The sequence below is a fragment of the Bacillus sp. LJBS06 genome, from assembly GCF_016924995.1.
GTDB classification, from domain to species: domain Bacteria; phylum Bacillota; class Bacilli; order Bacillales; family Bacillaceae; genus Bacillus; species Bacillus stercoris.
Window position 1 is genome coordinate 397,368 of sequence record NZ_CP070483.1, and the last position, 26,183, is coordinate 423,550.

The following is a 26,183-nucleotide window of genomic DNA, read 5'->3' on the forward strand; positions in this document are numbered from 1 at the left end:
AGAAGGCGGGAGCGAAACATATGAGTCAATTTAGCAAGGATCAGGTTCAAGATATGTATTACCTATCGCCGATGCAGGAAGGGATGCTGTTTCATACCATCCTGAATCCCGGCCAAAGCTTTTACCTTGAACAGATCACGATGAAAGTAAAAGGCAGCTTGAATATCAAATGCCTAGAAGAAAGCATGAATGTGATCATGGACCGGTACGATGTATTTCGTACCGTGTTCATTCACGAAAAAGTAAAAAGGCCTGTCCAAGTCGTATTGAAAAAACGGCAGTTTCATATAGAAGAAATCGATTTGACACATGCAACAGACAGCGAGCAAGCAGCCAAAATCAATGAATACAAGGAACAGGATAAGATCAGAGGCTTTGATTTGACGCGGGATATTCCGATGCGGGCAGCTGTTTTCAAAAAAGCTGAAGAAAGCTTTGAATGGGTGTGGAGCTACCACCACATTATTTTGGACGGATGGTGCTTCGGCATCGTCGTACAGGATCTATTTAAAGTATACAATGCTCTGCGCGAACAAAAGCCGTACAGCCTGCCGCCAGTCAAACCGTATAAAGACTATATCAAGTGGCTTGAAAAGCAGGATAAACACGCATCACTGCATTACTGGCGCGAGTACTTAAAGGATGTTGAAGGACAAACGACGTTTGCGGAGCAAAGAAAGAAACAAAAGGACGGCTATGAGCCGAAAGAGCTGCTCTTTTCATTGCCGAAGGCGGAAACAAAGGCCTTTACCGAGCTTGCAAAATCGCAGCATACCACTTTAAGCACGGCGCTGCAGGCAGTCTGGAGCGTATTGATCAGCCGCTATCAGCAGTCTGGCGATTTAACGTTTGGTACAGTCGTTTCCGGGCGTCCCGCGGAAATTAAAGGCGTTGAACATATGGTTGGACTGTTTATCAACGTTGTCCCGAGACGTGTGAAGCTGTCTAAGGATATCACATTTACCGGCTTGCTCAAGCAGCTGCAGGAGCAATCGCTGCAGTCCGAGCCGCATCAATATGTGCCGCTTTATGACATCCAAAGCCAGGCCGATCAGCCGAAACTGATTGACCACATCATTGTTTTTGAGAACTATCCGCTTCAGGATGCGAAAAATGAAGAAAGCAGTGAAAACGGCTTTGATATGGTGGATGTTCATGTTTTTGAGAAGTCGAATTATGATCTCAACCTAATGGCTTCTCCAGGTGAAGAGATGCTGATTAAGCTTGCTTATAATGAGAATGTGTTTGATGAGGCGTTTATCCTGCGCTTGAAATCCCAACTTCTCACAGCAATTCAGCAGCTCATCCAGAATCCCGAACAGCCTGTCAGCACGATCAACCTCGTTGACGACAGGGAGAGAGAATTTTTGCTTACCGGCTTAAACCCGCCGGCTCAAACTCATGAGACAAAGCCTCTGACCGATTGGTTTAAGGAAGCGGTGAATGTCAATCCGAATGCACCGGCGCTTAAGTATTCCGGCCAGACCCTGTCTTATCGCGAATTAGATCAGGAAGCGAACCGCCTTGCGCACCGTTTGCAAAAACACGGTGCGGGCAAAGGCTCCGTTGTAGCGCTGTACACGAAGCGCTCACTTGAACTGGTGATCGGCATTCTCGGTGTATTAAAGGCGGGAGCGGCTTATCTGCCGGTTGACCCGAAGCTGCCAGAGGACCGAATCTCGTATATGCTGGCTGACAGTGCGGCAGCCTGTCTGCTGACACATCAGGAGATGAAAGAACAAGCGGCTCAGCTGCCGTATACAGGCACAACGCTCGTCATCGATGATCAAACACGGTTTGAGGAAAAGGAAAGCGATCCTGCCACCGCGATTGATCCCGATGATCCGGCATATATCATGTACACGTCGGGCACAACCGGAAAGCCGAAGGGCAATATGACCACTCATGCCAATATTCAAGGGTTGGTCAAGCATGTAGACTACATGGCATTTTCTGAAAAAGATACGTTCTTATCTGTTTCGAATTACGCCTTCGACGCATTTACCTTTGATTTCTACGCTTCCATACTGAATGCGGCACGGCTCATTATCGCAGATGAACATACGCTGCTTGATACAGAACGGCTCACTGATCTGATCAAGCAGGAGAATGTCAATGTCATGTTTGCCACAACTGCGCTGTTTAATCTTCTCACAGATGCGGGAGAGGATTGGATGAAGGGGCTTCGCTGTGTATTATTCGGCGGGGAGCGCGCGTCTGTGCCGCACGTCAGGAAAGCGCTGCGGGTCATGGGGCCGGGCAAGCTGATTAACTGCTACGGGCCGACTGAGGGAACAGTGTTTGCGACTGCTCACGTCGTGCATGATATACCGGATTCCATCTCCTCATTGCCGATCGGAAAGCCGATCAGCAATGCCAGTGTTTATATTCTGAATGAGCAAAGCCAGCTCCAGCCATTCGGAGCGGTCGGTGAACTGTGCATCAGCGGAATGGGCGTGTCAAAAGGATATGTAAATCGTGCTGACCTCACGAAGGAAAAGTTTATCAAGAACCCGTTTAAGCCGGAAGAAACGCTTTACCGCACAGGGGATTTAGCACGCTGGCTGCCGGATGGAACGATTGAATACGCCGGCCGTATTGACGATCAGGTCAAAATACGGGGACACCGGATTGAGCTTGAAGAAATTGAAAAGCAGCTGCAGGAATACCCGGGAGTGAAAGATGCGGTCGTTGTTGCGGACTGCCCTGAGTCTGGCGATGCATCAATCAACGCCTACCTGGTGACCCGGACGCAGCTTTCAGCTGAAGGCGTAAAGGCGCACCTGAAAAAACAGCTTCCTGCTTACATGGTGCCGCAAACCTTTACTTTCTTGGATGAGCTTCCTTTAACGACAAACGGGAAAGTCAATAAACGGCTGCTGCCAAAACCTGATCAGGATCAGCTGGCGGAAGAATGGATCGGACCGCGAAACGAGATGGAAGAAACAATCGCGCAAATCTGGTCTGAGGTTCTCGGCAGAAAACAAGTCGGCATTCATGACGATTTCTTTGTGCTCGGAGGACATTCCTTGAAGGCAATGACCGCCGCCTCCCGCATCAAGAAGGAGCTCGGGATTGATCTTCCGGTAAAGGTTTTGTTTGAAGCGCCGACAATCGCCGGTATTTCAGCGTTTTTGAAAAACGGGGGCTCAGATGGATTGCAGGATGTAACGATAATGAATCCCGATCGGGAGCAGATCATTTTCGCATTTCCTCCAGTCTTGGGCTATGGCCTCATGTACCAAAATCTGGCCGCCCGCTTGCCGTCATACAAGCTGTGCGCCTTTGACTTCATTGAAGAAGAAAATCGCCTTGACCGCTATGCGGATTTGATCCAGAAGCTTCAGCCGGAAGGGCCTTTGACTTTGTTTGGATATTCAGCAGGATGCAGCCTGGCGTTTGAAGCTGCCAAAAAGCTTGAGGAACAAGGCCGTATTGTTCAGCGGATCATCATGGTGGATTCCTATAAAAAACAAGGTGTCAGTGATCTGGACGGACGCACGGTTGAAAGTGATGTCGAAGCGTTGATGAATGTCAACCGGGACAATGAAGCGCTCAACAGCGAAGCCGTCAAACAAGGACTTAAGCAAAAAACACATGCCTTTTACTCATACTACGTCAGCCTGATCAGCACAGGCCAGGTGAAAGCTGATATTGATCTGTTGACATCTGGCGCTGATTTTGACATGCCGGAATGGCTTGCATCATGGGAAGAGGCAACAACAGGTGCTTATCGTGTGAAAAGAGGCTTCGGAACACACGCAGAAATGCTGCAGGGCGAAACGCTAGATAGGAATGCCGTAATTTTGCTCGAATTCCTTAATACACAAACCGTAACGGTTTCTTAAATGAAGTGATGAAAGGAGGAGACAGCCAATGAGCCAACTCTTCAAATCATTTGATGCGTCGGAAAAAACGCAGCTCATCTGTTTTCCGTTTGCCGGCGGCTACTCAGCGTCGTTTCGCCCTCTCCATGCTTTTTTGCAGGGGGAGTGTGAGATGCTTGCTGCTGAGCCGCCGGGACACGGCACGAATCAAACGACAGCAATTGAGGATCTCGAAGAGCTGACGGATTTGTACAAGCAAGAACTGAACCTGGGCCCTGATCGGCCGTTTGTGCTGTTCGGACACAGTATGGGCGGCATGATCACCTTCAGGCTGGCGCAAAAGCTTGAGCGGGAAGGCATCTTTCCACAGGCCGTTATCATTTCTGCGATACAGCCGCCTCATATTCAGCGGAAGAAAGTGTCCCATCTGCCTGATGATCAATTCCTTGATCATATTATCAAATTAGGCGGAATGCCCGCAGAGCTTGTTGAAAATAAGGAGGTCATGTCCTTTTTCCTGCCTTCCTTCCGATCGGACTACAGGGCTCTTGAACAATTTGTGCTTCACGATCTGGCCCCGATCCAATCGCCTGTTCATGTCTTTAACGGGCTTGATGATAAAAAATGCATTCGAGATGCGGAAGGCTGGAAGAAGTGGGCAAAAGACATCACATTCCATCAATTTGATGGCGGCCACATGTTCCTGCTGTCACAAACGGAAGAAGTCGCAGAACGGATTTTTGCGATCTTGAATCAGCATCCGATCATTCAATCGTGATCAAAAGCGGACGGCTCAGGCTGTTCCGCTTTTTTAGTGTGGAATGTCAATTTTTGCATGGTATAATAGTCGAAATACTCAAATAAAGGCAGGTCAAAACATGCGCACGTCTCCCAGGATGAAATGGTTTGTATTGCTGTTTACGTTTGTTTTCGCCATCGGAATGAACTCATTCAGAAACTCCTTTCAATTTTTTATGCTTCCAATGGCGGATGCCTTCCATGCCGACAGGTCGCTGATCTCGGTTTCTGTCAGCATTTTTATGATCACAACCGGCATCGTCCAGTTTTTTGTCGGTTTTTTTATCGACCGGTTCAGTGTCAGAAAAATTATGGCGCTGGGGGCTGTTTGCATCAGCGCTAGCTTTTTGGTGCTTCCGTATTCACCAAATGTTCATGTGTTTTCCGCTATTTACGGTGTGCTTGGCGGGATCGGCTATTCCTGTGCGGTCGGCGTGACGACCCAGTATTTCATCAGCCGCTGGTTTGACACACACAAAGGTCTGGCACTTGCTATTTTGACCAATGCCAACTCTGCGGGCTTGCTCCTTCTCTCGCCCATTTGGGCAGCGGCTCCGTACCATGCCGGCTGGCAGAACACCTATACCATTTTGGGAATCGTCATGGCGGCTGTTCTGCTGCCGCTCCTCGCCTTCGGGATGAAGCATCCGCCACATGCACAAGTGCAGTCAGTGAAAAAATCTTATGACTGGCGGGGATTTTGGAACGTGATGAAGCAATCTCGCCTCATTCATATCCTGTACTTCGGGGTGTTTACTTGCGGATTTACGATGGGAATCATTGATGCTCACCTCGTCCCGATACTGAAGGATGCGCATGTCTCTCATGTTAACGGAATGATGGCCGCGTTCGGGGCGTTTATTATCATTGGCGGATTATTGGCGGGCTGGCTGTCAGATCTCCTCGGCAGCAGAAGCATCATGCTATCCATCTTATTTTTCATCCGGCTGCTCAGCCTGATTTGCCTGCTCATCCCCATTCTCGGAATTCATCACAGCGAACTTTGGTATTTTGGCTTTATCCTGTTATTTGGACTCAGTTACACCGGCGTGATCCCGCTGACCGCGGCGTCAATTTCAGAAAGCTATCAAACAGGATTGATAGGTTCGCTGTTAGGCATCAATTTCTTTATCCATCAGGTTGCCGGGGCTCTCAGTGTGTATGCGGGGGGTTTGTTTTTTGACATGACTCATGATTATCTGCTGATTGTTGCTGTGTGTATCGTGTTTGTAGGTGTATCGGCTGTAATAGAGCTTGTGCCGTTTTTCGATAAACAAAAGGCAAAAGAAACCCATCAATCAATATAAAAGGACCGGCACTATCAATGCCGATCCTTTTTAAATTTGAGTTTTTTTGTTTCGGTATTTTTAAGGATAATCTCTTTGAATCTGTTCATCTCCTCTTCGGAGTGAAAAAAATGTTTTGGTATCGCAATATATTGGCTGCTGGATGTATTGATGCGGAAGATATTCTTATATTCGAAAACAGCTGTGATTTCATTCCAATTGAAAATGAGGTCATATTTTTTAGAACTTATACGGATTCCTTCTTGATTCACAGTATATGTTCTTTTGGATTTCATCCGTTCGTTCTTCTTGTATGCTCTGGAAAACTTCACATATAGAAGAAGGAGAAGCAGCAGTGTAAACAGAACGGACATCACGATAATCAACATACTGTTCATAAACAAGTTAAGCGCGTCACTGCCATAAACGATACGGGGCCATCCGTTAATGAAGTTAACTGCAGCAAATATGGCGCAACACAACAGAAAGTAAAAGCATGACATTTTTGCGATTTGATAAAAAAAGATTTCTCTTACATCCTTAAAAGTGATTTCTCCTGGAAGAATGATACTTTCACTAGCATATTGAATCATACGGTAAACCTACACCTCTAACCATGTTTTTCCTTTCAGTCTAGCATAATTTCTCATTTTTTTGCAGGCATACCAGAGCGCTTTGTTTTTTTCTGCAGATTGGTATTGCTCCCCAGCACGCCAATCATAATACAAACCGCTCCGGCAAAGTGATACCAGGCAAGGCTTTCGTTTAGAATCACCACTCCTGCAATCATCGTTACGATAGTAGATACATGATTAAAAGCACTCATTTTAAACGCCTCAATCCGTGACAGCGTATAGTTAGACAAGAATGAAGTGACGAGTGAAGACAGCACGCCCAAATACAAAATAGAGAGAACGAAGCCGGGCTCCCGGAATGGCAGAAAATAAGTGCCGACAGTTCCCGCCGCTCCGTGGCGCACAAGGGCAATGGCGTTGAAGACGACAAAGCCGATGGCAGACATGATGTAGGTAAGCTCGGTCAGCTTGAACCGCTGCGTCATTTTTCTGGCAGCGGTATTGTACATCGCTGAAGACAAGGCGGACAACAGTATCAGCAAAGACCCTTTTAAGCTGGCTGATTCCACGTCAACGCCTTTCATCACAAAAATAAACATGACACCGGCAACGGATAAAACCGTGAACCCCTTTTGTATCCACGTCGGGCGTTCCTTTAAAACATAAGCGGCAAACACCATCGTGAAAATCGGAATGGCTGCCTGAATAACCCCCGCTTCAGATGAGGACGAGTACACAAGGCCGAATGCCTGAAAGCTGAAAAATAGCGCGGGATACAGCAGGGCGAGCGGCAAAATGGCAATGACGTCCTTTATGCGGATTGAAAGCTTTACCCAGCCGAATAAGACAGGTACAGTGGCCGCAGCAAACGCAATGGTGAACCGGTGCGCCAGAATATCAAACGGCTCTGCTGTTTCCAGTGCGATTTTTACGAATAGAAAGGATAAACCGATAATAACCGAATATAAAACAGCCGCTATATAAGCGGAGGCTTGCTGATGTTTAACCATAATGGGAGGTGCTCCTTTACCTGAATTGCAGCGCCGGTCGCTCCCTTTATTGTATGGCCGCGGTCAGCACGGTACAATGAGAAAAACAATGAACTGTACCGGTACAAAACAGGAGGAGAAGACATGGAGAAATATATGTGTCTATTAACGAGGATAGAGGAGATGATGCAAAGCACCGCCTATCAAGAAGGAGACAGGCTTCCATCTATCCGTCAGCTGTCCGCCCGCCACCAAGTCAGCAAAAGCACAGTGATCCGCGCGCTGCAGGAGCTGGAAAAGCGCCACCTTATCTATTCCGTTCCGAAAAGCGGCTATTATATTGTGAAAAAGACGGGGAAATCAAAAAGCGGGCAGCCTGGCCCCATCGACTTTGCCACATCTGCGCCAGATCCAGATGTGTTTCCGTATCTTGCTTTTCAGCACTGCATCAACAAAGCGATTGATACATATAAAAACGATTTGTTTATTTATGGGACGCCAAAGGGGCTTCCATCACTCATCCGTGTACTCCGAAAGCTCTTGGCCAATCAGCAGGTATTTGCGGATGAACGGCACATTTTCATTACTTCAGGTGTCCAGCAGGCGTTATCCTTGCTTTGTGCCATGCCGTTTCCAAATGGGAAAGAGAAGATCGCCATTGAACAGCCGGGCTACCATTTGATGGTCGAACAGCTTGAGACGCTTGGAATTCCCGCCATCGGAGTGAAACGAACGGAAGAGGGGCTCAATTTAACCGAGGTTGAGCGGCTGTTTCAAACAGAATCGATCAAATTTTTTTACACGATGCCGCGCTTCCATAACCCGCTTGGCTGCTCTTTGTCAGAGCAAGAGAAACAAGAGCTTGTAAGACTGGCAGAAGCGTATGATGTCTATCTCGTTGAGGATGATTATCTCGGTGATTTGGAAGAAAATAAAAAGGCAGATCCGCTGCACGCATATGACCTGTCCTCACATGTCATTTATTTGAAAAGTTTCTCGAAAATGATGTTTCCCGGCCTTCGCGTGGGGGCGGCTGTTTTGCCCGAAGCACTGACTGACATGTTTCATGCGTACAAAAAGCTGAACGACATCGACTGTTCGATGATTTCTCAAGCGGCATTGGAGATTTATCTGAAAAGCGGTATGTATGGCAGGCACAAGGAGAAAATCAGAGATTCCTATAAGGAGCGACCACTGAGGCTTCATCAAGCCATTCAAACCCACAGGCAGCTGGGAAGCGGACGCTTTACGTTTTCAGGCGGCCAGGCACCCTGTATGCACACCCATCTGGTGCTTCCTGAGGATCTACCGGCCTCAAGAGTGATTCATAGACTGAAAAAACAAGGGGTTCACCTTGAGGCGATAGACCGTCATTATTTATCAGGTTATCCAAAAGAAAATCTATTAAAAATCAATATATCCAATGTGAAAACGGAAGATATTGATCGCGGTGTCAAGCTGTTGATGAGCCATTTATAAAAGCGCTTCGTACGAGACCATTGTGATATCCTCAGGGAAATCAGGGTGCGCGGCGCATACAGCCATTTTGTAGCCGGGATCGACATCATACGTTTTGATATAGCAGGGGGAATGGCTGTCTGGAAGCTCAATGGATACTTCTCCGTCCTGATGCAGGCGCACTGAAAAGGAATCAAGCGGTAGTGATAACCCCTTGCCCTCCTGTTTGATAAAGCTTTCTTTCATTGACCATAGATGATAAAAATAGTCTGTTTGCTCGTCTTTGTTTTTGGCTAAAAGGTCGCTGTACTCTGTTTTTGAAAAGAAGCGCTTGGCGATCTCAAGGCTGATCGGTTTCATTTTTTCAATATCGATGCCGATGGGCTGTGAATCAAACGCACCAATGACCCAGCGGCCGGAATGAGAAATGTTGAAATGGGCGTCAGGAAGATCAGGGATGCAGGGCTTCCCGTATTCCTGCGTGCTAAAGCGGATATCAGATTTGTCCAACTGATACTGCCCGCTTATGACTGAACGAACAAGCACATCTCCCAGCAGGGTGCGGTGTGCATCTTCTTTATGATAAAATCTCCGGCATTTCTCCCGTTTTTCAGGCGATATGAAAGACATGAACCGTTCAGTCTCTTCCTGTGAAAGCGGGCGGTCCATATAAATTCCGTAAATCTTCATTCTAGGTCCTCCGTCTGCAAAAGATTGTCAAAACCATCCTATCATACATCAACAAGACTCATATAGAGGAGAAAATAAAAAACAAAGCCAAGACGGCTTTGTTTTAGTGTATAGGCGGAGATGCTTTCACAGCGGCTGTCCGCCTTGCCACGGCATAATTCAGCAGCTGGATTGACTGGGGTAGTGAAAAGCGCAAAATGAGTCCGGTGAGGATGGCGGTCAAAATGGTGCCAAAACCGATCGGGCCGCCCATGCCCCATGCCGCAAACAAAATAGTTAATTCCATGCCGTTCCGCACCCATTGCACATTCCAGCCGGTTTTTTCTGTAATCAGCATCATCAGTGAATCACGCGGCCCCGCGCCAAGGCCTGCTGATACATAAACACCGACGCCGTAACCGATCAGCACCACGCCGAGAGAGAAGACGATGACGGAGCCCGTGTAGGTCGAGGGAGCAGGCAGAAGAAAATTGAAAAAGTCTATAAATACACCGATGAGCACCATATTCAGGATCGCTCCAATTTTTGGCCAAGCCCTCGTGAACAATGACGTTAATCCGACGATGAGCGCTCCAATAATGATGGACCACTGGCCGACGGTAAGCCCGTAGTGCTGAAACAGGCTGTAATGAAATGCATCCCACGGACTAATGCCGAGTGCTTTTCCTTCTATCGTCAGGGATACACCAAAAGCCAAAATGATCAAACCGGCAAAATAAAATGTCCAGCGCAGAACAAGTTCTTGCTTCACGTGAGGTCCCTTCTTTCGTAAAAATCAGTCGATTGTCATTGTAGCACATCTGACAGAAGGGCGGAATAGGCGAAAGGAGCTCAACAAAAAAACAGGGCCGCCGCAGGCGCCCTGTTTTTCTTATTACAGCGGATTCAAAATCCGGTTCAAGAACCGCTGTGTCCGTTCTTCTTTTGGGGCGGAGAAAATTTGCTCCGGCGGTCCTTGCTCCACGATTACACCGCCGTCGATGAAGATGACTTCATCAGCAACCTCCTGCGCGAACTTGATTTCGTGGGTCACCACGACCATGGTCCAGCCTTCATTGGCTAAGTCCTTGATAACCTTCAGCACCTCTCCGACGAGCTCCGGATCAAGCGCTGAGGTCGGTTCGTCAAACAGCATGAGCTCAGGCTGAATCGCCAGTGCGCGGGCGATGCCCACGCGCTGCTGCTGTCCGCCGGAAAGCTGGAACGGATATAAATCCATTTTGTCCTTCAATCCGACTTTATCAAGAAGCTGGATCGCTTCTTTTCTGACTTCCTCTTTGTTCCGTTTTTGCACCTGAACAGGGCCCTCCATCACGTTTTCGAGAGCTGTGCGGTGCGGGAACAAGTGATACGCCTGAAATACCATTCCGGATTTTCGGCGAAGCTTTAGGATATCCGCCTGTTTCACCTTTTTGGAGAAATTGATGGAGAAATCATCAAATGCAAGCTCTCCGCGATTCGGAATCTCCAGCGCGTTCAGGCAGCGGAGCAGCGTCGTTTTCCCTGAACCTGAAGGGCCAAGTATGGCGATGACTTTTCCTTTTTCAATCTTCATATCTATCTTTTTTAAAATTTCATTTTCACCGAATGATTTGTTTAATCCCTTAACGGTAAGCATACTCGGAACCTCCTTATTTGGCCACGTAGCGGTCAAGACGCCGTTCGATGACATGCTGGACGAGTGAAAGCAGGAAGCAGATAATCCAATAAATAAAGGCTGCTTCAATATAAATCACTAAAATTTGATCAAGATTCCGCGCGCCGATTTCCTGGGCTTTTCTGAACAGCTCAGCAACCAGAATTTGGGAGGCGAGGGATGTATCTTTAATCAGGCTGATAAAAGTATTGGATAATGGCGGGATCGACACACGAAACGCCTGCGGCAGTATGACGCGGAACAGCGTTTTCTGATGTGTCATGCCGATTGTGTAGCCGGCCTCCCATTGCCCTTTCGGCACGGATAAAATAGATGCCCGGATGATTTCAGATGCATAGGCGCCGACGTTTAATGAAAAGGCGATGACTGCGCTTGGAAATGGATCTAATGTGATGTTAAAGGCCGGGAACAGATAGAAAATGATGAACAATTGAACGAGAAGAGGAGTGCCGCGTATTGCGGATACGTATACGCTGAACACCCATCTCAAAGGTCTCACTTTCGACATTCTGGCAAGCGCCGTAATCAGCGCCAGGATCATTCCAAATATAAAGGAAAGAATCGTAAGGGGAATCGTATAGTAGATTCCCCCTGAAAGTATCGGCCAGAATGACTGCTGCACCAGATCCCACGGGATCGCCGTGCCAAGCGTCAATGCCGGCAGATTATTTAGAAACATCTTCGCCAAACCATTTTTTAGAAATTTTAGAAAGAGTCCCGTCCTCTTTCATTTCTTTTAATGCTTTGTTGACTTGATCAACAACCTCGCCGCTTCCTTTACGGAACGTGAAATACGTTTCCTGCGGGTCGCCTGTTTCAAACGCGATTTTTACGTTTTTGTTGCCGGATGTTTTTAAGTAGTTCAATACGGCAAGCTTATCGTTGTAAGTCATATCAACGCGGCCTTGCTGGATCATTTGAAGAGCTTGTGCCATGCCCTCAACGCCTTCTACTTTAGCGCCAGCATTTGTAGCTAGTTTGTTATAGTTGCTTGTCAGTGATTGAGCTGACGTTTTTCCTTTTACATCTGCTTCAGACTTAATATCGTTGTTGTCTTTTTTCGTTACAACAACGGCTCTTGATGTTGTGTATTTATCTGAGAAATCATATTTGTCTTCACGATCTGTTTTTCCGACTTGGTTGGCAACAACGTCAAACCGTTTGGAATTCAGGCCGGCAAACATGCTGTCCCATTGTGTTTCTTTAAAATCGACTTTCAGCCCGAGGCGTTTTGCGACTTCTGTGATGACTTCGACATCATAGCCAGTCAGCTTGTCAGTGTCTTTGTCGTGGTAAGTGAACGGCTCATATGTTCCTTCCGTTCCGACTGTGAGCACACCTTTTTTCTTGATTGAAGCCCAAAGATCGCCATCTTTGGCATTATCTTTTGACTGATTGTCATTTCCTGCTCCGCAAGCTGCAAGAGCTGCAATACTTACGACCATGAATAAAGCCAATAATGCTTTTTTCATCTTATTCCCCACTTTTCTGGTTGATTTTATTGAAATAAAAAATTAGCTTACAAATCTAAAGGATAACTTTTTTTTAGTATGAGTCAAGTATTTGGTTTTCATAAGACAAAATCTTTTAAAATAAATCCAAAAATTGCTGTGCCGGTTTAGGCAAATAACTGTCCGTTCTCCACATGACAGCGGGCGTCATAATGAAGGGATTATTTTCGATATGAACGGTGTGAACGTGATTTCGCATATGAACGGGAATCATTGTGACAGGCAGAATAGACGCGCCAAATCCGGATGACACGAGGCTGAGCAAAGTTGCAGAGTCATGGCATTCACAAACAATGCTCGGCTTCAGGTTCAAACGATGAAATTCATTCATGACCTGATTATAAACGCCTTTTCCGTTAACAGGCCGGAGCAGTATCAGCGGAAACGAAGGAATGTCCTCCATCTTAATCGTGTCTCCGCACGGATATCCGGCGTCATCTGAAAGCACGAGCACACATGGAATGTCATCAAGCTGCTTGAATTGTACTCTGTCACTTTTGATCAGTGTTGTCGTGACCGCCGCATCGATTTGCCGGCTTTCCAGCAGTTCCAACAGTGTCGCAGGCTCATTTTCCCAAATATTAAAGGTGAGATGGGGGTATCTCTCTTTGATCTGTGTGACTTTTTCAAGCATCAGAGCCGCGCAATAAATTGTTGAACCCACGGCTAGCGTGCCGGCTACCTCCTCCTTCAGCTCCTGTACCTCGATGACGGCATCCTCAAACCTATGCAAAATCTCCTTTGCTCTTTTCAGAAAAACAGTTCCTTCATATGTAAGCGTCATTTGTTTTTTCTTGTTCCGATCAAACAGAACAACACCAAGCTCGTCCTCCAGCTGTTTGAGCTGCCTGCTTAAAGGCGGCTGCGCCATGTGAAGCTTTTTGGCTGCGGACGTGATTTTCTGTTCTTGGGCAATGGTAATGAAGTATCGAAGCTGGCGAATGTCCAAAAGAAAGCGCCTCCTTAATATACTTTTTAAGTATTAAATATAGATTTTATAGATATTTTTCATATGGATATATCAGGAGTATGATTGAAATGAAAGCAGAATTCAAGCGTAAAGGAGGGGGCAAAGTGAAACTCGTTGTCGGAATGACAGGGGCAACAGGGGCGATTTTCGGGGTCAGGCTGCTGCAGTGGCTGAAGGCCGCCGAAGTGGAAACCCATCTCGTTGTGTCTCCTTGGGCGAACGTCACGATCAAACACGAAACAGGCTATACCTTACAGGAGGTAGAACAGCTGGCCACATACACTTACTCACATAAGGACCAGGCGGCAGCCATTTCAAGCGGATCGTTTGATACCGATGGAATGATCGTTGCGCCGTGCAGCATGAAATCTCTCGCAAGCATTCGCACCGGAATGGCGGATAATCTGCTGACACGTGCGGCGGATGTCATGCTCAAGGAGAGAAAAAAACTCGTCCTCTTAACGAGAGAGACGCCTTTAAACCAAATACATCTCGAAAATATGCTAGCGCTTACGAAAATGGGTACAATCATTCTTCCTCCGATGCCGGCATTTTATAATCAGCCGACCAGCTTAGAGGAAATGGTTGACCATATTGTATTTAGAACGTTGGACCAATTCGGCATTCGCCTTCCTGAAGCGAAGCGCTGGAATGGGATTGAAAAACATAAAGGAGGAGCTTGATCATGGCTTATCAAGATTTCAGAGAATTTCTCGCAGCCCTCGAAAAAGAAGGACAGCTGCTTACAGTGAATGAAGAGGTAAAGCCGGAGCCTGATTTAGGGGCCGCCGCACGCGCAGCCAGCAACCTTGGCGATAAAAGCCCCGCGCTCTTATTTGACAACATTTATGGCTATCATAACGCGCGAATTGCGATGAATGTCATCGGCTCTTGGCCGAACCATGCAATGATGCTGGGCATGCCGAAAGACACACCGGTAAAAGAACAGTTTTTTGAATTCGCAAAGCGTTATGACCAGTTTCCGATGCCGGTCAAACGTGAGGAAACAGCGCCATTTCATGAAAATGAAATCACAGAAGATATCAATTTGTTCGATATACTGCCTCTTTTCAGAATTAACCAAGGTGATGGAGGCTACTATTTAGACAAAGCATGTGTCATTTCCCGTGATCTTGAAGACCCTGACAACTTTGGCAAACAAAATGTCGGCATTTACAGAATGCAGGTCAAAGGAAAAGACCGCCTCGGCATTCAGCCTGTGCCGCAGCACGATATTGCCATCCATTTGCGCCAAGCTGAAGAACGCGGCATCAATCTTCCAGTCACGATTGCGCTTGGCTGTGAGCCGGTTATTACAACAGCGGCATCGACTCCTCTTCTTTATGATCAATCAGAATACGAAATGGCAGGCGCGATTCAAGGCGAACCATATCGCATCGTCAAATCAAAGCTGTCTGATCTTGATGTTCCGTGGGGCGCTGAAGTGGTGCTTGAAGGTGAGATTATTGCCGGAGAGCGCGAATATGAAGGGCCGTTCGGTGAATTCACAGGCCATTATTCCGGCGGACGCAGCATGCCGATCATTAAAATTAAACGCGTCTATCACAGAAACAATCCAATTTTTGAGCATTTATACTTAGGCATGCCTTGGACAGAATGCGATTACATGATCGGCATTAACACATGCGTGCCGCTTTATCAGCAGTTAAAAGAAGCGTATCCGAACGAAATTGTGGCAGTAAACGCCATGTACACACACGGTTTAATCGCGATTGTATCCACAAAAACCCGTTATGGCGGATTTGCGAAAGCGGTCGGCATGCGCGCATTGACCACACCGCACGGACTTGGCTACTGCAAAATGGTCATTGTCGTTGATGAGGATGTCGATCCATTCAACCTGCCGCAGGTCATGTGGGCGCTTTCGACGAAAATGCATCCGAAACACGATGCGGTCATCATTCCGGACTTATCTGTTCTGCCGCTTGATCCGGGATCTAATCCGTCAGGAATCACGCACAAAATGATTCTTGACGCGACTACACCAGTTGCGCCGGAAACAAGAGGCCACTATTCACAGCCGCTTGATTCTCCGCTTACAACGAAAGAATGGGAACAAAAACTAATGGATTTAATGAATAAATAAGGAAAGGATGTTCGAAATGCATACATGTCCTCGATGCGACTCAAAAAAGGGAGAAGTCATGAGCAAATCGCCTGTAGAAGGCGCATGGGAAGTTTATCAGTGCCAAACATGCTTTTTTACATGGAGATCCTGTGAACCGGAAAGCATTACAAATCCCGCGAAATACAATCCGGCGTTTAAAATTGATCCGAAGGAAACAGAAACAGCCATTGAAGTTCCGGCGGTGCCGGAACGAAAGGCTTGATCAGCGTGAACTGTCTATCAGACCGTCTTTTTGAACTGCTTGACGGGGACCGCCTAAATGAGAAGCAGCATGAGGCCTTCGTTCTGCAAACAGTGTCAGAGGATGGCTGGCCGCATGCCGCTATGATCAGTGCGGGGGAAATGATCGCGCTGAACCGAACTGATATCCGAATCGCTTTGTGGAAAAACACAATGACTTCGGCCAACATCCTTCGCACAGGAAAAGCACAGTTCACGGCGTGGTGGAAGGGAGCGGCCTATTATGTAAAGCTTGAATGCGCGCCTTTACCGCCTTTGAAAGATGCTGAATATGATAGAGACCGTTTTTCCTGCCGCATCGTTTCAGTGAAGGAGGACGTTGCGAAATACGCTGATTTGACTTCAGGTGTCCGTATACAGCTTCACAGCGCTGAAGAGGTGCTGGGCAGATGGGAAAAGACCCTGGAAGATTTAAAACGGTAATATCGATAGCCTGACGCCATGCGTCAGGCTTTTTTTATATAATGAAAACAAAGGGGGCGTGAGAAATGGAACGTGCGGGAATCTGTCACTCGGACGGCTTTGATTTAGCTTATCGAATTGAGGGCGAGGGCGCACCCATCCTTGTGATCGGGAGTGCGGTTTACTACCCGCGCCTTTTTTCCTCAGACATCAAACAGAAATATCAATGGATCTTTGTCGACCATAGGGGATTTGCTAAGCCTAAGCGGGAGCTTCGTGAGGAGGATTCGAGGCTTGATGCCGTTTTGGCTGATATTGAAAGGATGAGAACATTTCTTCAGCTTGAGGATGTTATCATCCTGGGACATTCCGGGCATGCTTTTATGGCTTTAGAGTATGCCAGGACATATCCTGAACATGTCCGGAAGGTGGCGCTCTTCAATACTGCGCCTGATAACAGTGAAGAAAGACAACGAAAAAGTGAATCATTTTTTATGGAAACAGCCAGTCTTGAGAGAAAGAAACGCTTTGAAAAAGATATCGCGAATTTGCCGCAGGACATTGAAAACGATCCTGAAAGACGCTTCGTACACATGTGTATTCGCGCTGAAGCGAAAAGCTTTTATCAAGAGCGGCCGCATGCAGCTGCTTTATGGGATGGCGTATTTACGAATATGCCGATCATGGATGAATTATGGGGGAATACATTTGCCCGGCTGAATCTCATTCAGCGGTTAGCTGATGTACAAGTGCCGGTGTACATCGGCTTAGGAAGATATGATTATTTGGTTGCGCCTGTTACGCTATGGGATACTGTTGACGATTTATATCCACATGTGGAGAAGGTTATTTTTGAAAAGAGCGGCCATCAGCCGATGCTGGAAGAACCGCAAGCCTTCGAACAAAGCTTCAGGAAATGGCTTGATCAATAAAAAACAGCCCGCGGATCAACATCCGCGGGCTGTTTCTGATTATAAGACCCCTTTCATCGCGCGTTTGATCACCGGCGAGAGCAGCAGGAGAATGCCGCCAAGAACGATAGAAATCAAACCGATGGTGCCGAAGTATGTTGTTTCAGGAATTTTATCAAACAATCCGGCTACTTGGGCATTGATCGCTTGGGCTGCTGCGTTCGTCAGAAACCACATACTCATTGTCTGTGCAGAGAAGGCAGCTGGCGCCAGTTTCGTTGTCACGGATAAACCGACTGGAGACAGGCACAGCTCTCCAAGCACAACAAGCAGGAAGCTGAGAACGAGCCAAAGCGGGCTTACGAGTGCTTCTTTTCCTTGCATAGCCGGGAATACCATAATGATAAATGACAATCCGGCAAGAATAATTCCGATTGAGAATTTAACTGGCGTAGACGGCTGGCGTTTGCCGAGCTTCATCCAGAGCCATGCGAATATTGGCGCAAATATGACGACAAACAATGGATTTAATGATTGGAACCAAGATGACTGAAGTTCGAATCCGCCCAATGAAAGTCTTATACGCTCATCAGCATATACCGCAAGAATGGTCGCTCCCTGTTCCTGAATGGCCCAGAACATGACAGCACCGATAAACAAAGGAACGTAAGCGGCAAGACGGGATTTTTCTGTTTTGTCCGCTTTTTTGCTAGTAAACATGATGATGAAATAAATAACAGGAATCAAAATACCGAGAATACTTACTAGGTCGATGAAACGCTTGATCGTCAGCACGCCTGTTTGTACGGAGATAATCACTGCGATCGCCACAATGATCACACCGATTCCGGTGCCAATCGCAGATTTTTTAGACAGCGGATTCGGCACATTGGAACCTGCAAGACCGAGGTTTTTCTTTCTTGTCAAAGCAAATACGATAAGTCCGAGAAGCATTCCGACCGCGGCAGCTCCAAAGCCGAGATGATAGTTGTACTTCTGTCCGAGTGTTCCGACAATTAACGGCGCAAGTAAACCACCGAGGTTAATCCCCATGTAGAAAATACTGAAACCTGAGTCGCGGCGCGGGTCTTCTTTCGTGTAAAGATCCCCAACCACGCTTGAAACGTTTGGCTTTAATAAGCCTGTTCCGACAATGATAAGCACCATGCTGATATAGAATGCTACCGAACTGCCTGGATAGGCGAGTGCAATGTGGCCGAACATAATGAATATGCCGCCGTAAAACACGGTGTTTGCGGTACCGAATACCCGATCAGCAAGCCATCCGCCAATAATAGTGGACATGTATACGAGTGAGCCGTAAATCGACATAATAGCAACCGCAGTGCCTTTGTCAAAACCAAGCCCGCCGTTTACCGTCTCTGTATACAAATAGTAAAGTAAGATTGCTCTCATTCCATAGTAAGAGAAACGCTCCCAAAATTCGGTGAAAAATAGTGTAAATAGTCCTCGCGGGTGACCAAAGAACCCTTTTTGCGGGACGCTTTTGATGATACTTTCGTTATCAATCGAAGCCATGTCAGCCAAACCCTTTCTAAAAAAAGTGTATTATAAAAATCATATTCTTATATAATACTTGTGTCAATATAATTTATACTCATTTCAAATAGTTCCATAATGGAAAAATTATAAATGCCTAAAAATATTGATTTTCTCCTAATTTTTATACTCTTTATCGTGAGATTTTCTTACACAACTATTCCTTTATATTTTTTTAATAAAATTTTAGAGAAATGTACAAGCAGACCGGGCCTTTGTGAGTAACATGATAGTAATCATGGAGAAGGAGGCTCGCAATTGGCTGAATTCATATTAAATGCAGCAGATTTCGGTGTTCCTGGAGATGGTCAAACGGATTCGACAGAACTGATTAATCAGTGCCTTAGTACAGCTGTTTCTCAAGGCTATCATACTGTCTGGTTTCCAAAGGGAACATATTTAATAGATGGAACGCTTGGCGGAGATTTTAATCAGAAGTTTCGAAACGCGGGAATCATTGTTCCCGGCAACCTTGAGATTATGATGGACCCGGAGTGTATCATGAAAGTAATCCCGAATAGCTCGTGGGGTTATTCCGCATTTTATGTAGGCAAGCAAGAGAATATAACCATTTCCGGAGGACAAATTATCGGCGAACGCGATGAGCATATCTACGCCTCAGCGGGGATCAGGTCAACCCATGAATGGGGCTTTGGCATATGTATTGAAGGATGCTCGAATGTTGTCATTGATCATGTGAAAGTCTCTGATTTTACCGGTGATGGGATCATTGTCAGTCCGAGGGGATTAAAGACCAATCAAGATTATCGAACGTCAAAGCAAATTATCATCCGCCGCTGTGAGGTTCGGCGGTCGAGGAGAAATAACATTTCCATTACCGGATGTGACATGGTCACAGTGGAGGAATGCGTGATTGAAGATGCCGGAACGGGGAATGGGACAGCGCCGAAATACGGAATCGACATTGAAGGATATGGCGAAGGTGATGTTGATTATGAGGAACCGATTAATGTATCAATTCGCAATAACTACTTTATTGGAAACGTTTCAAGTTCTGTGACCAATTTTAACGGGTATGGCGTTTTAATAGAAGGAAATCTCTCAGATAATACAATCAGCTACGGATATGGGACGCAAACAGTGATCAAGGGAAATATTCTGAGAGGCCCTGAAGACGCGGCGGCTGCGACAAGAGTCGGGATAACCGGACTCGGTGTGTCACAAGGAAAAGAGACCAGTGATGCGGTGATCTCTGGCAATCTGATTACCGGATTTTCAACTGGAATTGATGTCAGGGGAAAGAGCGTTCTTGTGACGAACAACAAAATCAGCAACTTTGAAAACACAGGGATATTGGTTTATCAGTCTTCTGACGTAAAGGTAGACGGAAACCACATTCAAAACGGACTGTCTGAAACAAGGCGTAGCATCGGTCTTCGCGCAGTGCTGTCAGATGACATCGCGTTTCTGAATAACTGTCTCATTCAAGTCATTGACGGTGTGAACATCTCCGGAGGCGACGTGATCATTAAAGATAATCTCCTGAGAAAATTCAGCCGGGGCATTTGGATCGCTCAAGGGAATGCGGTGATTGAAGGAAATACACTGCATCCTGACACGTTTGAAGCGGTCCCGGAATCATATGCTGTTTCCGTCACAAATAATGCTGGCGCTATCATCAAAAACAATACATTTAAAGAGTTTAAAAATTACCCGATTTACTGCTCCACAAGTGCAAAAACCTCAATTATCGGCAACCACCTCGAGAGATCTCCGCTTTTGGTCACCATCTATATCAGCACCGGTGTGCATGAGATTTTTGATAATACCATTTCAGTCAACAGAACAGCCGGGAATCCGATTGTGATTTATATCAATGGATCAGCAGGCTCTATCATTTCTGGAAACACCATCAATAACCTCTCCGCAGGCACTGCGACAGCTATTCAAACAAACACCTCAACCAATTCCAAAATCATTGGCAACCGCATTTTTAAAGGGACCATCAACAAACACAGCAGTGATACACTAGACGGCAATATTATCGCCTGAAAAAAGCGCCCCCTCTAGGGGTTCTTTTTTTTCGATTTATAGATCACGTACATTTCCCTCACAAGGACTAACACAAAAAATATAAGCACAACCCATTCCGCAAACGTTGTCATCTTAAAGCTGGACATATTGTTATAAATCGCTTTTGTTAAACTGAACCCTTGAAGCATGTCCATCAATACAGAAATAGTTAATAAACAAATTAATATGACTCCTGTCACGCCCAATATCTTCATGCTTCATCATCCTCCGCTTTTAGTGTCTATCGTTGGCGGAGAAGTTATACGGCATCTAAACCTATGCATAATCTTAATTCTAATAGGAAGAATATGAGAAAACGACAAGGAAAGGTATTTGTGTATGCCTTTATTTTCTAAGCGAAAGAACAATACCGGTTCAAAAGACAAGCAGAATACAGAAGAAAAGAACCAGGAACGGCAGCAAGAAAAAGAAAGGCCGGCTCTCATTTCTCCTAGTTTGGCAAAGAACATAGCGGAAACGAAAAAGGAAGTCGGAAGCAGCTCTGACGTTATCATTCGCGAGATTAAAATCGGGGAGCAGGATCGTGTCCATCTAGCTGTTATTTATATTGCTGGGCTGGTCGATAATAACACGATCCATGAGTCGTTAATCGATCCATTGGTACAGGATGAGTCTATCCAGAATACTCATGCGATCCAGCAAATTCTTGAAAAAACGCTCCCACTGGGCGGGGTGAAAGCGGAAAAGAGCTGGGATAAGCTTTTTTCCGAGTTAATGCTCGGCAATGCGCTCGTTTTTGCCGATGGCTATGCCGAAGCGCTGATTTGCAGCACTCAAGGGGGAGAGCAGCGCTCCATCCAAGAGCCGAGCACCCAGGTGTCATTCCGCGGCCCGCGCCAAGGGTTTACAGAATCTCTGCAAACCAATATTTCCATGATCCGGCGATACATTAAAAACCCGAATTTATGGGTTGAAAAAATGAAAAAAGGTTCTGTCACAAATACGGATATCGCCCTCATATACATTGAAGGAATATGTGATGAAAAGGTGCTGAAGGAAGTGAAGCAGCGCCTGGAAAAAATAGATATTGACAGTATTTTGGAATCTGGATATATTGAGCAGCTGATTGAAGATGAAACCTTTACGACGTTTCCGACTATGTATCATACAGAACGCCCTGATGTTGTAGCGGGAAATCTGTTAGAAGGAAGATTCGCGATTATTGTGGACGGAACACCGTTTGTGCTTATTGCTCCGGCATTATTTGTCCAATTTTTTCAGTCTGTTGAAGATTATTATTCCCGTTTTGACATTGCGACAAGCATACGGATCCTGCGGGTTTTAGTCTTTTTCATTTCGCTAGTGGCTCCGGCTGTCTATGTGGCAGCCACGACGTTTCACCAAGAAATGATACCGACTCAGCTGTTAGTGGTCATTGCGGCCCAGCGGGAAATTGTCCCGTTTCCGGCTGTTGTGGAGGCGCTAACGATGGAGGTTGCTTTTGAGATTCTGAGGGAAGCGGGGGTCAGGCTGCCCCGGGTTGTCGGCTCGGCAGTATCAATCGTAGGCGCGCTCGTAATCGGCCAGGCTGCCGTACAAGCTGGTATTGTCTCTCCGGCAATGGTGATTATCGTGGCACTCACCGCGATTGCGAGCTTCGCAACGCCGGCATTTGCAATGGCGATTTCAGCCCGGCTCATCCGGTTTATTTTTATTATTGCCTCAGCTGTTATGGGTTTTTACGGGCTGATTTTAGGGATCATTATGATGTTTGTGCACTTATGCAGTCTTCGTTCATTTGGCGTTCCATATATGTCGCCGCTTGCACCCTTTTCTTCACAAGGCGTAAAGGACGCGCTGTTCCGGGTTCCGTGGTGGGCCGATGAAAAGAGGCCGGAATCGGTCAGTAAGGAAGATAAGGTGCGGCAGGGAGAGGGTCAGCGCCCAGAGCCGGCCGCTTCACGAGGAATGGTGAACAAAGATTTGGAAGAAGGGGATCAGAATGGTACGTAAATGTCTGTTAGCCGTTCTCATGCTTTTGAGCGTCATTGTGCTGCCCGGCTGCTGGGATAAGCGGGAGCTGACGGATCTTGCGATTATCTCGGCGATTGGCATCGATCGGACAAACGACGGCAACTACGTGCTGCATCTTCAAATTATCAATCCAGGAAATGTTGCCGGCGGCCTTCAAGGAGGCGGTGCCGGAGACAGGCCGCCTGTATCTGTCTATTCGATTGAAGGTAACAATATAACGGAAGCACTCAGAAAAGCCTCCATAAAGGTGTCACGCCGGCTTTATTTTGCCCATACCAATCTGGTCGTGATCAGTGAAAAGCTGGCAAAAGAAGAAGGATTGGATTTTGTTTTAGATAATCTTGACCGGGACACAGAATTCAGGACAACGGCAACATTCGTCGTTGCTCATAAAACAAAAGCGGAAAATATTGTGAAAATCTTGACGCCAATTGATAAAATTCCATCAAATAAAGTCAATAAAACCCTGGATTTCACGGAGGCGGAATACGGACGGGTGGTTAAAACCAATATTCAGGACGTTTTAAAAACACTTGCCGCCAATACCAGGGCGCCGGTTATTCCGGGATATATGATGATTGGTGACGATAAAAAAGGAGTCAGCATGGAAAACACGCAGGCGACTGACCCGAAAGCCATTCTCCAGGCAGATGGTTTAGCGATTTTTGATAAGGCTGGGTATTTAAAGTATTGGCTTGAAGATGATGAAAGCGTGGGGGCAGTCTGGCTGATGAATAAGATCCAGCATACGTTTATTAATGCTGACTGGGACAAGACGAAGGATGCGGTCAGCTTGCAGGTTACCCATCAAGATACAAAGCTGGTACCGGAGATGCGGAACGGACGTCCATACATCCATGTGAAAGTGTCGGTTGAAGGAATTATAGATGCTGTCAAATACCCTTTCCAATTGTCTGACCCCAAGGTGCTGCCCGCTATTGAAAAAGCGCTCAACAAAGAGCTGGAAAAGGAAATCAGCCATACTGTGAAAAAGATCAAGAAGAATAAAATAGATTTTATCGGTTTTGGTGACACGATATATAGAAAGCATCCGGAGCAGTGGGAGAAAATGAAGGATACATGGGACAAAGAGTATTTGCCGGACCTGCCCATCGACGTAAAGGCCGAGACGTATATCAGAAGAACGGGATTGCGAAACAATCCGATCAAACACCAGTTTAAAGATGATTAGGTCTGAAGAAAGGGGAAGTGACAGATGGAAAAAGCCAGAATAAGCATAAGGCAGCTGTTTGTCATGATTATCATTTTTGAACTGGGCAGCTCCTTATTGATTACCCCCGGATCGATGGCGGGTAGGGATGCTTGGATAGCAGTTCTATTAGGCTGTGCGGCCGGGCTGTTTCTTTTCTATTTGTATCAGGGCATTTATCAATGCTATCCGGAATCTTCGCCGAAAGAATATATGGATGATATGCTCGGAACCAAGCTGAGCTGGCTGTTTTCATTTCTCTATATCTTGTACTTTGCCTATATTGCCGCAAGGGTGCTGCGTGACTTTGGAGAAATGCTGCTGACGTTTGCTTATCATGATACACCTATCATTATTGTAAATGCTTTATTAATGGTAGTAAGCATATATGCCGTAAGAAAAGGAATTGAAGTGCTCGCACGCGCGGCCGAACTGCTTTTCGGGGCCATGTATTTACTGGGCGCGCTCGGCCTCGTGCTGATTATTGTCTCAGGCACTATAGACCCGCACAATTTAAAGCCGGTTTTGGCAAACGGCATTTCTCCTGTCCTTCACTCTGTTTTCACACAGACCATGTACGTTCCATTTGGTGAAGTTGTTTTATTTGTGATGATTTTCCCTAACCTGAATGACAGAAAAAATGTGAAAAAAATGGGGATGATCGCCATGGCTATTAGCGGATTGGTTGTGGCGCTCACCGTGGCGATTAATATCAGCGTGCTTGATGTTGATCTTACACTCAGATCCCAGTTTCCGCTTTTAAGCACGATCCAGACAATCAAAGTCGAAGAATTTTTAGATCGGCTTGATGTCTTTTTTATGCTGGCGCTGATCATTGGCGGCTTCTTTAAGGTCAGTCTCTACTTATATGCCACTGTGGTGGGGACATCTACGCTCTTTAAGGAAAAGAATCCCTCCCAATTGGCTTATCCGATGGGATTGGGCATTTTAATCCTCTCTATTACGATTGCGACTAACTTTTCGGAGCACTTGAACGAAGGCCTGAAAGTGGTGCCGCTGTATATTCATTTGCCTTTTCAATTATTGTTTCCGCTCTTTCTGTTTATTCTGGCTGTTTGGAAAAAGAAGCGAAGAGAGAAGTCAAAAGAGGCAGGAACGAAAAAATGATAAAAAGAGCGGGGGGATGCAGCCGCCGCTCTTTTTATGTTCACTTCTATATAAAAGGGGGATATAGGTTGCGCCCCTGTCTGCACTGGCAGAGGCGCGTTTTGTTATACCACTGCGACGTTTTCCTTCACAGTAAAGCTTCCTCTTGAAAGTCTGATATTAATGTCGGATACTTTTGCAATTTGCTCATCGTGCGTCACCATGATGACGCATTTATCTTCCTTGTGCGCCAGATCTTGAAAGAGCCGTACAATTTCTTTTGATGTATCCTCATCAAGGTTTCCGGTCGGTTCATCGGCTACGATAAGATCCGTGTCACAGCAGAAAGCTCTTGTAATTGATACCCGCTGCTGCTGTCCGCCGCTCAGTGTGAGCACTTTTTGCCGGGCTTGTTTTTCGTTGATGCCGACCTTCTGCAGCATGTCAAGCGCATATGATTCTTTGTTCTTTTCTTTAGATCCTGTGATTTCCATAGCGGTTGTGACGTTCTGCAAAGCCGTCATATACGGAAGCAGGTTGTACGCCTGAAACACGATTGATACATATTGGTTTCTGAAATTGGTTAAGCCGATTTTAGAAACCGCTTTTCCGTCGTAAAGGATGTTTCCTTCTTTTGGTGCGTCAAGTCCACCTGCCAGAGACAGGAAAGTGGTTTTCCCTGTCCCTGATGTGCCGACGATCGTGTAGAATTTTCCTTTTTGAAAGCTGATGTTAATATCCTGAAACAACGGCTGGCTTTTGTCTTTATACCAGTAGCCGACTTGTTGAAATTCTAATAAGCTCATAGGTTCCG

At 46.3% G+C, this 26,183-nt stretch carries 24 protein-coding genes; 13 read left to right on the top strand and 11 right to left on the bottom strand.

What is annotated here, in order from left to right:
• Positions 1 to 20: 20 nt before the first annotated feature.
• The 3 genes from srfAC (at position 21) to JQX68_RS02015 (ending at position 5,932) form a co-directional block, all read left to right on the top strand.
• Complete coding sequence (gene srfAC / locus JQX68_RS02005) at positions 21 to 3,848, top strand: surfactin non-ribosomal peptide synthetase SrfAC (protein ID WP_205440493.1); 3,828 nt, start codon at positions 21 to 23, stop codon at positions 3,846 to 3,848.
• Between the two features lie 28 nt (positions 3,849 to 3,876).
• Complete coding sequence (srfAD, locus tag JQX68_RS02010) at positions 3,877 to 4,605, top strand: surfactin biosynthesis thioesterase SrfAD (protein ID WP_103031546.1); 729 nt, start codon at positions 3,877 to 3,879, stop codon at positions 4,603 to 4,605.
• A gap of 100 nt (positions 4,606 to 4,705) precedes the next feature.
• Positions 4,706 to 5,932, top strand: a complete 1,227-nt coding sequence (locus JQX68_RS02015) for an MFS transporter (RefSeq protein WP_205440494.1) — start codon at positions 4,706 to 4,708, stop codon at positions 5,930 to 5,932.
• Between the two features lie 14 nt (positions 5,933 to 5,946).
• Here JQX68_RS02015 and JQX68_RS02020 read toward each other — a convergent pair whose 3' ends face one another.
• The gene (locus JQX68_RS02020; RefSeq protein ID WP_205440495.1) at positions 5,947 to 6,504 is read right to left on the bottom strand and encodes a YcxB family protein; all 558 of its coding nucleotides are present in this window, start codon (positions 6,502 to 6,504) and stop codon (positions 5,947 to 5,949) included.
• Positions 6,505 to 6,557: 53 nt separating this feature from the next.
• Positions 6,558 to 7,496 (bottom strand): DMT family transporter, encoded by a 939-nt coding sequence (locus JQX68_RS02025; protein ID WP_040084192.1) that lies wholly within the window; start codon positions 7,494 to 7,496, stop codon positions 6,558 to 6,560.
• Between the two features lie 123 nt (positions 7,497 to 7,619).
• Here JQX68_RS02025 and JQX68_RS02030 point away from each other — a divergent pair, with 123 nt between their 5' ends.
• Positions 7,620 to 8,954 carry an aminotransferase-like domain-containing protein gene (locus JQX68_RS02030; RefSeq protein ID WP_205440496.1) on the top strand — a complete coding sequence of 445 codons (1,335 nt, stop codon included), beginning with the start codon at positions 7,620 to 7,622 and terminating at the stop codon, positions 8,952 to 8,954.
• Here JQX68_RS02030 and JQX68_RS02035 read toward each other — a convergent pair.
• The 6 genes from JQX68_RS02035 to bsdA form a co-directional block, all read right to left on the bottom strand.
• The gene (locus JQX68_RS02035; RefSeq protein WP_040084190.1) at positions 8,949 to 9,623 is read right to left on the bottom strand and encodes a 4'-phosphopantetheinyl transferase; all 675 of its coding nucleotides are present in this window, start codon (positions 9,621 to 9,623) and stop codon (positions 8,949 to 8,951) included. The genes JQX68_RS02030 and JQX68_RS02035 overlap by 6 nt on opposite strands.
• 103 nt (positions 9,624 to 9,726) lie before the next feature.
• Positions 9,727 to 10,374, bottom strand: coding sequence for a YczE/YyaS/YitT family protein (locus JQX68_RS02040; RefSeq protein ID WP_014662752.1), 648 nt, complete (start codon positions 10,372 to 10,374; stop codon positions 9,727 to 9,729).
• A 123-nt stretch (positions 10,375 to 10,497) separates the two neighbouring features.
• Complete coding sequence (gene tcyC, locus JQX68_RS02045; RefSeq protein WP_014662753.1) at positions 10,498 to 11,241, bottom strand: cystine ABC transporter ATP-binding protein TcyC; 744 nt, start codon at positions 11,239 to 11,241, stop codon at positions 10,498 to 10,500.
• A gap of 13 nt (positions 11,242 to 11,254) precedes the next feature.
• Positions 11,255 to 11,959 carry a cystine ABC transporter permease TcyB gene (gene tcyB / locus JQX68_RS02050; RefSeq protein WP_014662754.1) on the bottom strand — a complete coding sequence of 235 codons (705 nt, stop codon included), beginning with the start codon at positions 11,957 to 11,959 and terminating at the stop codon, positions 11,255 to 11,257.
• Entirely contained in the window at positions 11,946 to 12,752 is an 807-nt protein-coding gene (gene tcyA, locus JQX68_RS02055; protein WP_014662755.1) for a cystine ABC transporter substrate-binding lipoprotein TcyA, read from the bottom strand. The genes tcyB and tcyA overlap by 14 nt, the downstream gene beginning before the upstream one ends.
• Positions 12,753 to 12,867: 115 nt before the next feature.
• Positions 12,868 to 13,740: a transcriptional regulator BsdA gene (gene bsdA, locus JQX68_RS02060; RefSeq protein ID WP_040084186.1), complete on the bottom strand. Its 873-nt coding sequence runs from the start codon at positions 13,738 to 13,740 to the stop codon at positions 12,868 to 12,870.
• A gap of 89 nt (positions 13,741 to 13,829) precedes the next feature.
• Between bsdA and JQX68_RS02065 the strand changes: the two genes are divergently transcribed.
• From JQX68_RS02065 to JQX68_RS02085, 5 genes are all read left to right on the top strand, one after another.
• Positions 13,830 to 14,444 (top strand): non-oxidative hydroxyarylic acid decarboxylases subunit B, encoded by a 615-nt coding sequence (locus JQX68_RS02065; protein WP_050982287.1) that lies wholly within the window; start codon positions 13,830 to 13,832, stop codon positions 14,442 to 14,444.
• Positions 14,445 to 14,446: 2 nt separating this feature from the next.
• Positions 14,447 to 15,868: a phenolic acid decarboxylase BsdC gene (gene bsdC / locus JQX68_RS02070; protein ID WP_040084185.1), complete on the top strand. Its 1,422-nt coding sequence runs from the start codon at positions 14,447 to 14,449 to the stop codon at positions 15,866 to 15,868.
• A gap of 16 nt (positions 15,869 to 15,884) precedes the next feature.
• The gene (gene bsdD, locus JQX68_RS02075) at positions 15,885 to 16,112 is read left to right on the top strand and encodes a phenolic acid decarboxylase subunit BsdD (protein ID WP_019257455.1); all 228 of its coding nucleotides are present in this window, start codon (positions 15,885 to 15,887) and stop codon (positions 16,110 to 16,112) included.
• The gene (locus JQX68_RS02080; protein ID WP_205440497.1) at positions 16,109 to 16,573 is read left to right on the top strand and encodes a pyridoxamine 5'-phosphate oxidase family protein; all 465 of its coding nucleotides are present in this window, start codon (positions 16,109 to 16,111) and stop codon (positions 16,571 to 16,573) included. Before bsdD ends, JQX68_RS02080 begins: the two co-directional genes overlap by 4 nt.
• Positions 16,574 to 16,638: 65 nt before the next feature.
• Positions 16,639 to 17,484 (top strand): alpha/beta fold hydrolase, encoded by an 846-nt coding sequence (locus JQX68_RS02085; protein ID WP_172640196.1) that lies wholly within the window; start codon positions 16,639 to 16,641, stop codon positions 17,482 to 17,484.
• Positions 17,485 to 17,523: 39 nt separating this feature from the next.
• Here the strand turns inward: JQX68_RS02085 and JQX68_RS02090 are convergent, their stop codons facing one another.
• Entirely contained in the window at positions 17,524 to 19,002 is a 1,479-nt protein-coding gene (locus JQX68_RS02090; RefSeq protein WP_071581058.1) for a peptide MFS transporter, read from the bottom strand.
• A 279-nt stretch (positions 19,003 to 19,281) separates the two neighbouring features.
• On the opposite strand from JQX68_RS02090, the gene JQX68_RS02095 reads away from it, so the two are divergent.
• The gene (locus JQX68_RS02095) at positions 19,282 to 21,036 is read left to right on the top strand and encodes a right-handed parallel beta-helix repeat-containing protein (RefSeq protein ID WP_205440498.1); all 1,755 of its coding nucleotides are present in this window, start codon (positions 19,282 to 19,284) and stop codon (positions 21,034 to 21,036) included.
• A 14-nt stretch (positions 21,037 to 21,050) separates the two neighbouring features.
• On the opposite strand, the gene JQX68_RS02100 is transcribed toward JQX68_RS02095, so the two are convergent.
• On the bottom strand, positions 21,051 to 21,272 hold the full coding sequence (locus JQX68_RS02100) for a YczF family membrane protein (RefSeq protein WP_014662762.1): 222 nt from the start codon (positions 21,270 to 21,272) through the stop codon (positions 21,051 to 21,053).
• A gap of 124 nt (positions 21,273 to 21,396) precedes the next feature.
• Between JQX68_RS02100 and gerKA the strand changes: the two genes are divergently transcribed.
• From gerKA to gerKB, 3 genes are read left to right on the top strand one after another with little or no spacing between them, the layout of a single operon-like run.
• Complete coding sequence (gerKA, locus tag JQX68_RS02105) at positions 21,397 to 23,031, top strand: spore germination protein GerKA (RefSeq protein WP_205440499.1); 1,635 nt, start codon at positions 21,397 to 21,399, stop codon at positions 23,029 to 23,031.
• Positions 23,021 to 24,244 carry a spore germination protein GerKC gene (gene gerKC, locus JQX68_RS02110; protein WP_205440500.1) on the top strand — a complete coding sequence of 408 codons (1,224 nt, stop codon included), beginning with the start codon at positions 23,021 to 23,023 and terminating at the stop codon, positions 24,242 to 24,244. Before gerKA ends, gerKC begins: the two co-directional genes overlap by 11 nt.
• A gap of 24 nt (positions 24,245 to 24,268) precedes the next feature.
• Positions 24,269 to 25,390: an endospore germination permease GerKB gene (gene gerKB / locus JQX68_RS02115; RefSeq protein WP_014662765.1), complete on the top strand. Its 1,122-nt coding sequence runs from the start codon at positions 24,269 to 24,271 to the stop codon at positions 25,388 to 25,390.
• Positions 25,391 to 25,494: 104 nt separating this feature from the next.
• Here the strand turns inward: gerKB and JQX68_RS02120 are convergent, their stop codons facing one another.
• The gene (locus tag JQX68_RS02120; RefSeq protein ID WP_014662766.1) at positions 25,495 to 26,175 is read right to left on the bottom strand and encodes an ABC transporter ATP-binding protein; all 681 of its coding nucleotides are present in this window, start codon (positions 26,173 to 26,175) and stop codon (positions 25,495 to 25,497) included.
• Positions 26,176 to 26,183 lie beyond the last annotated feature (8 nt).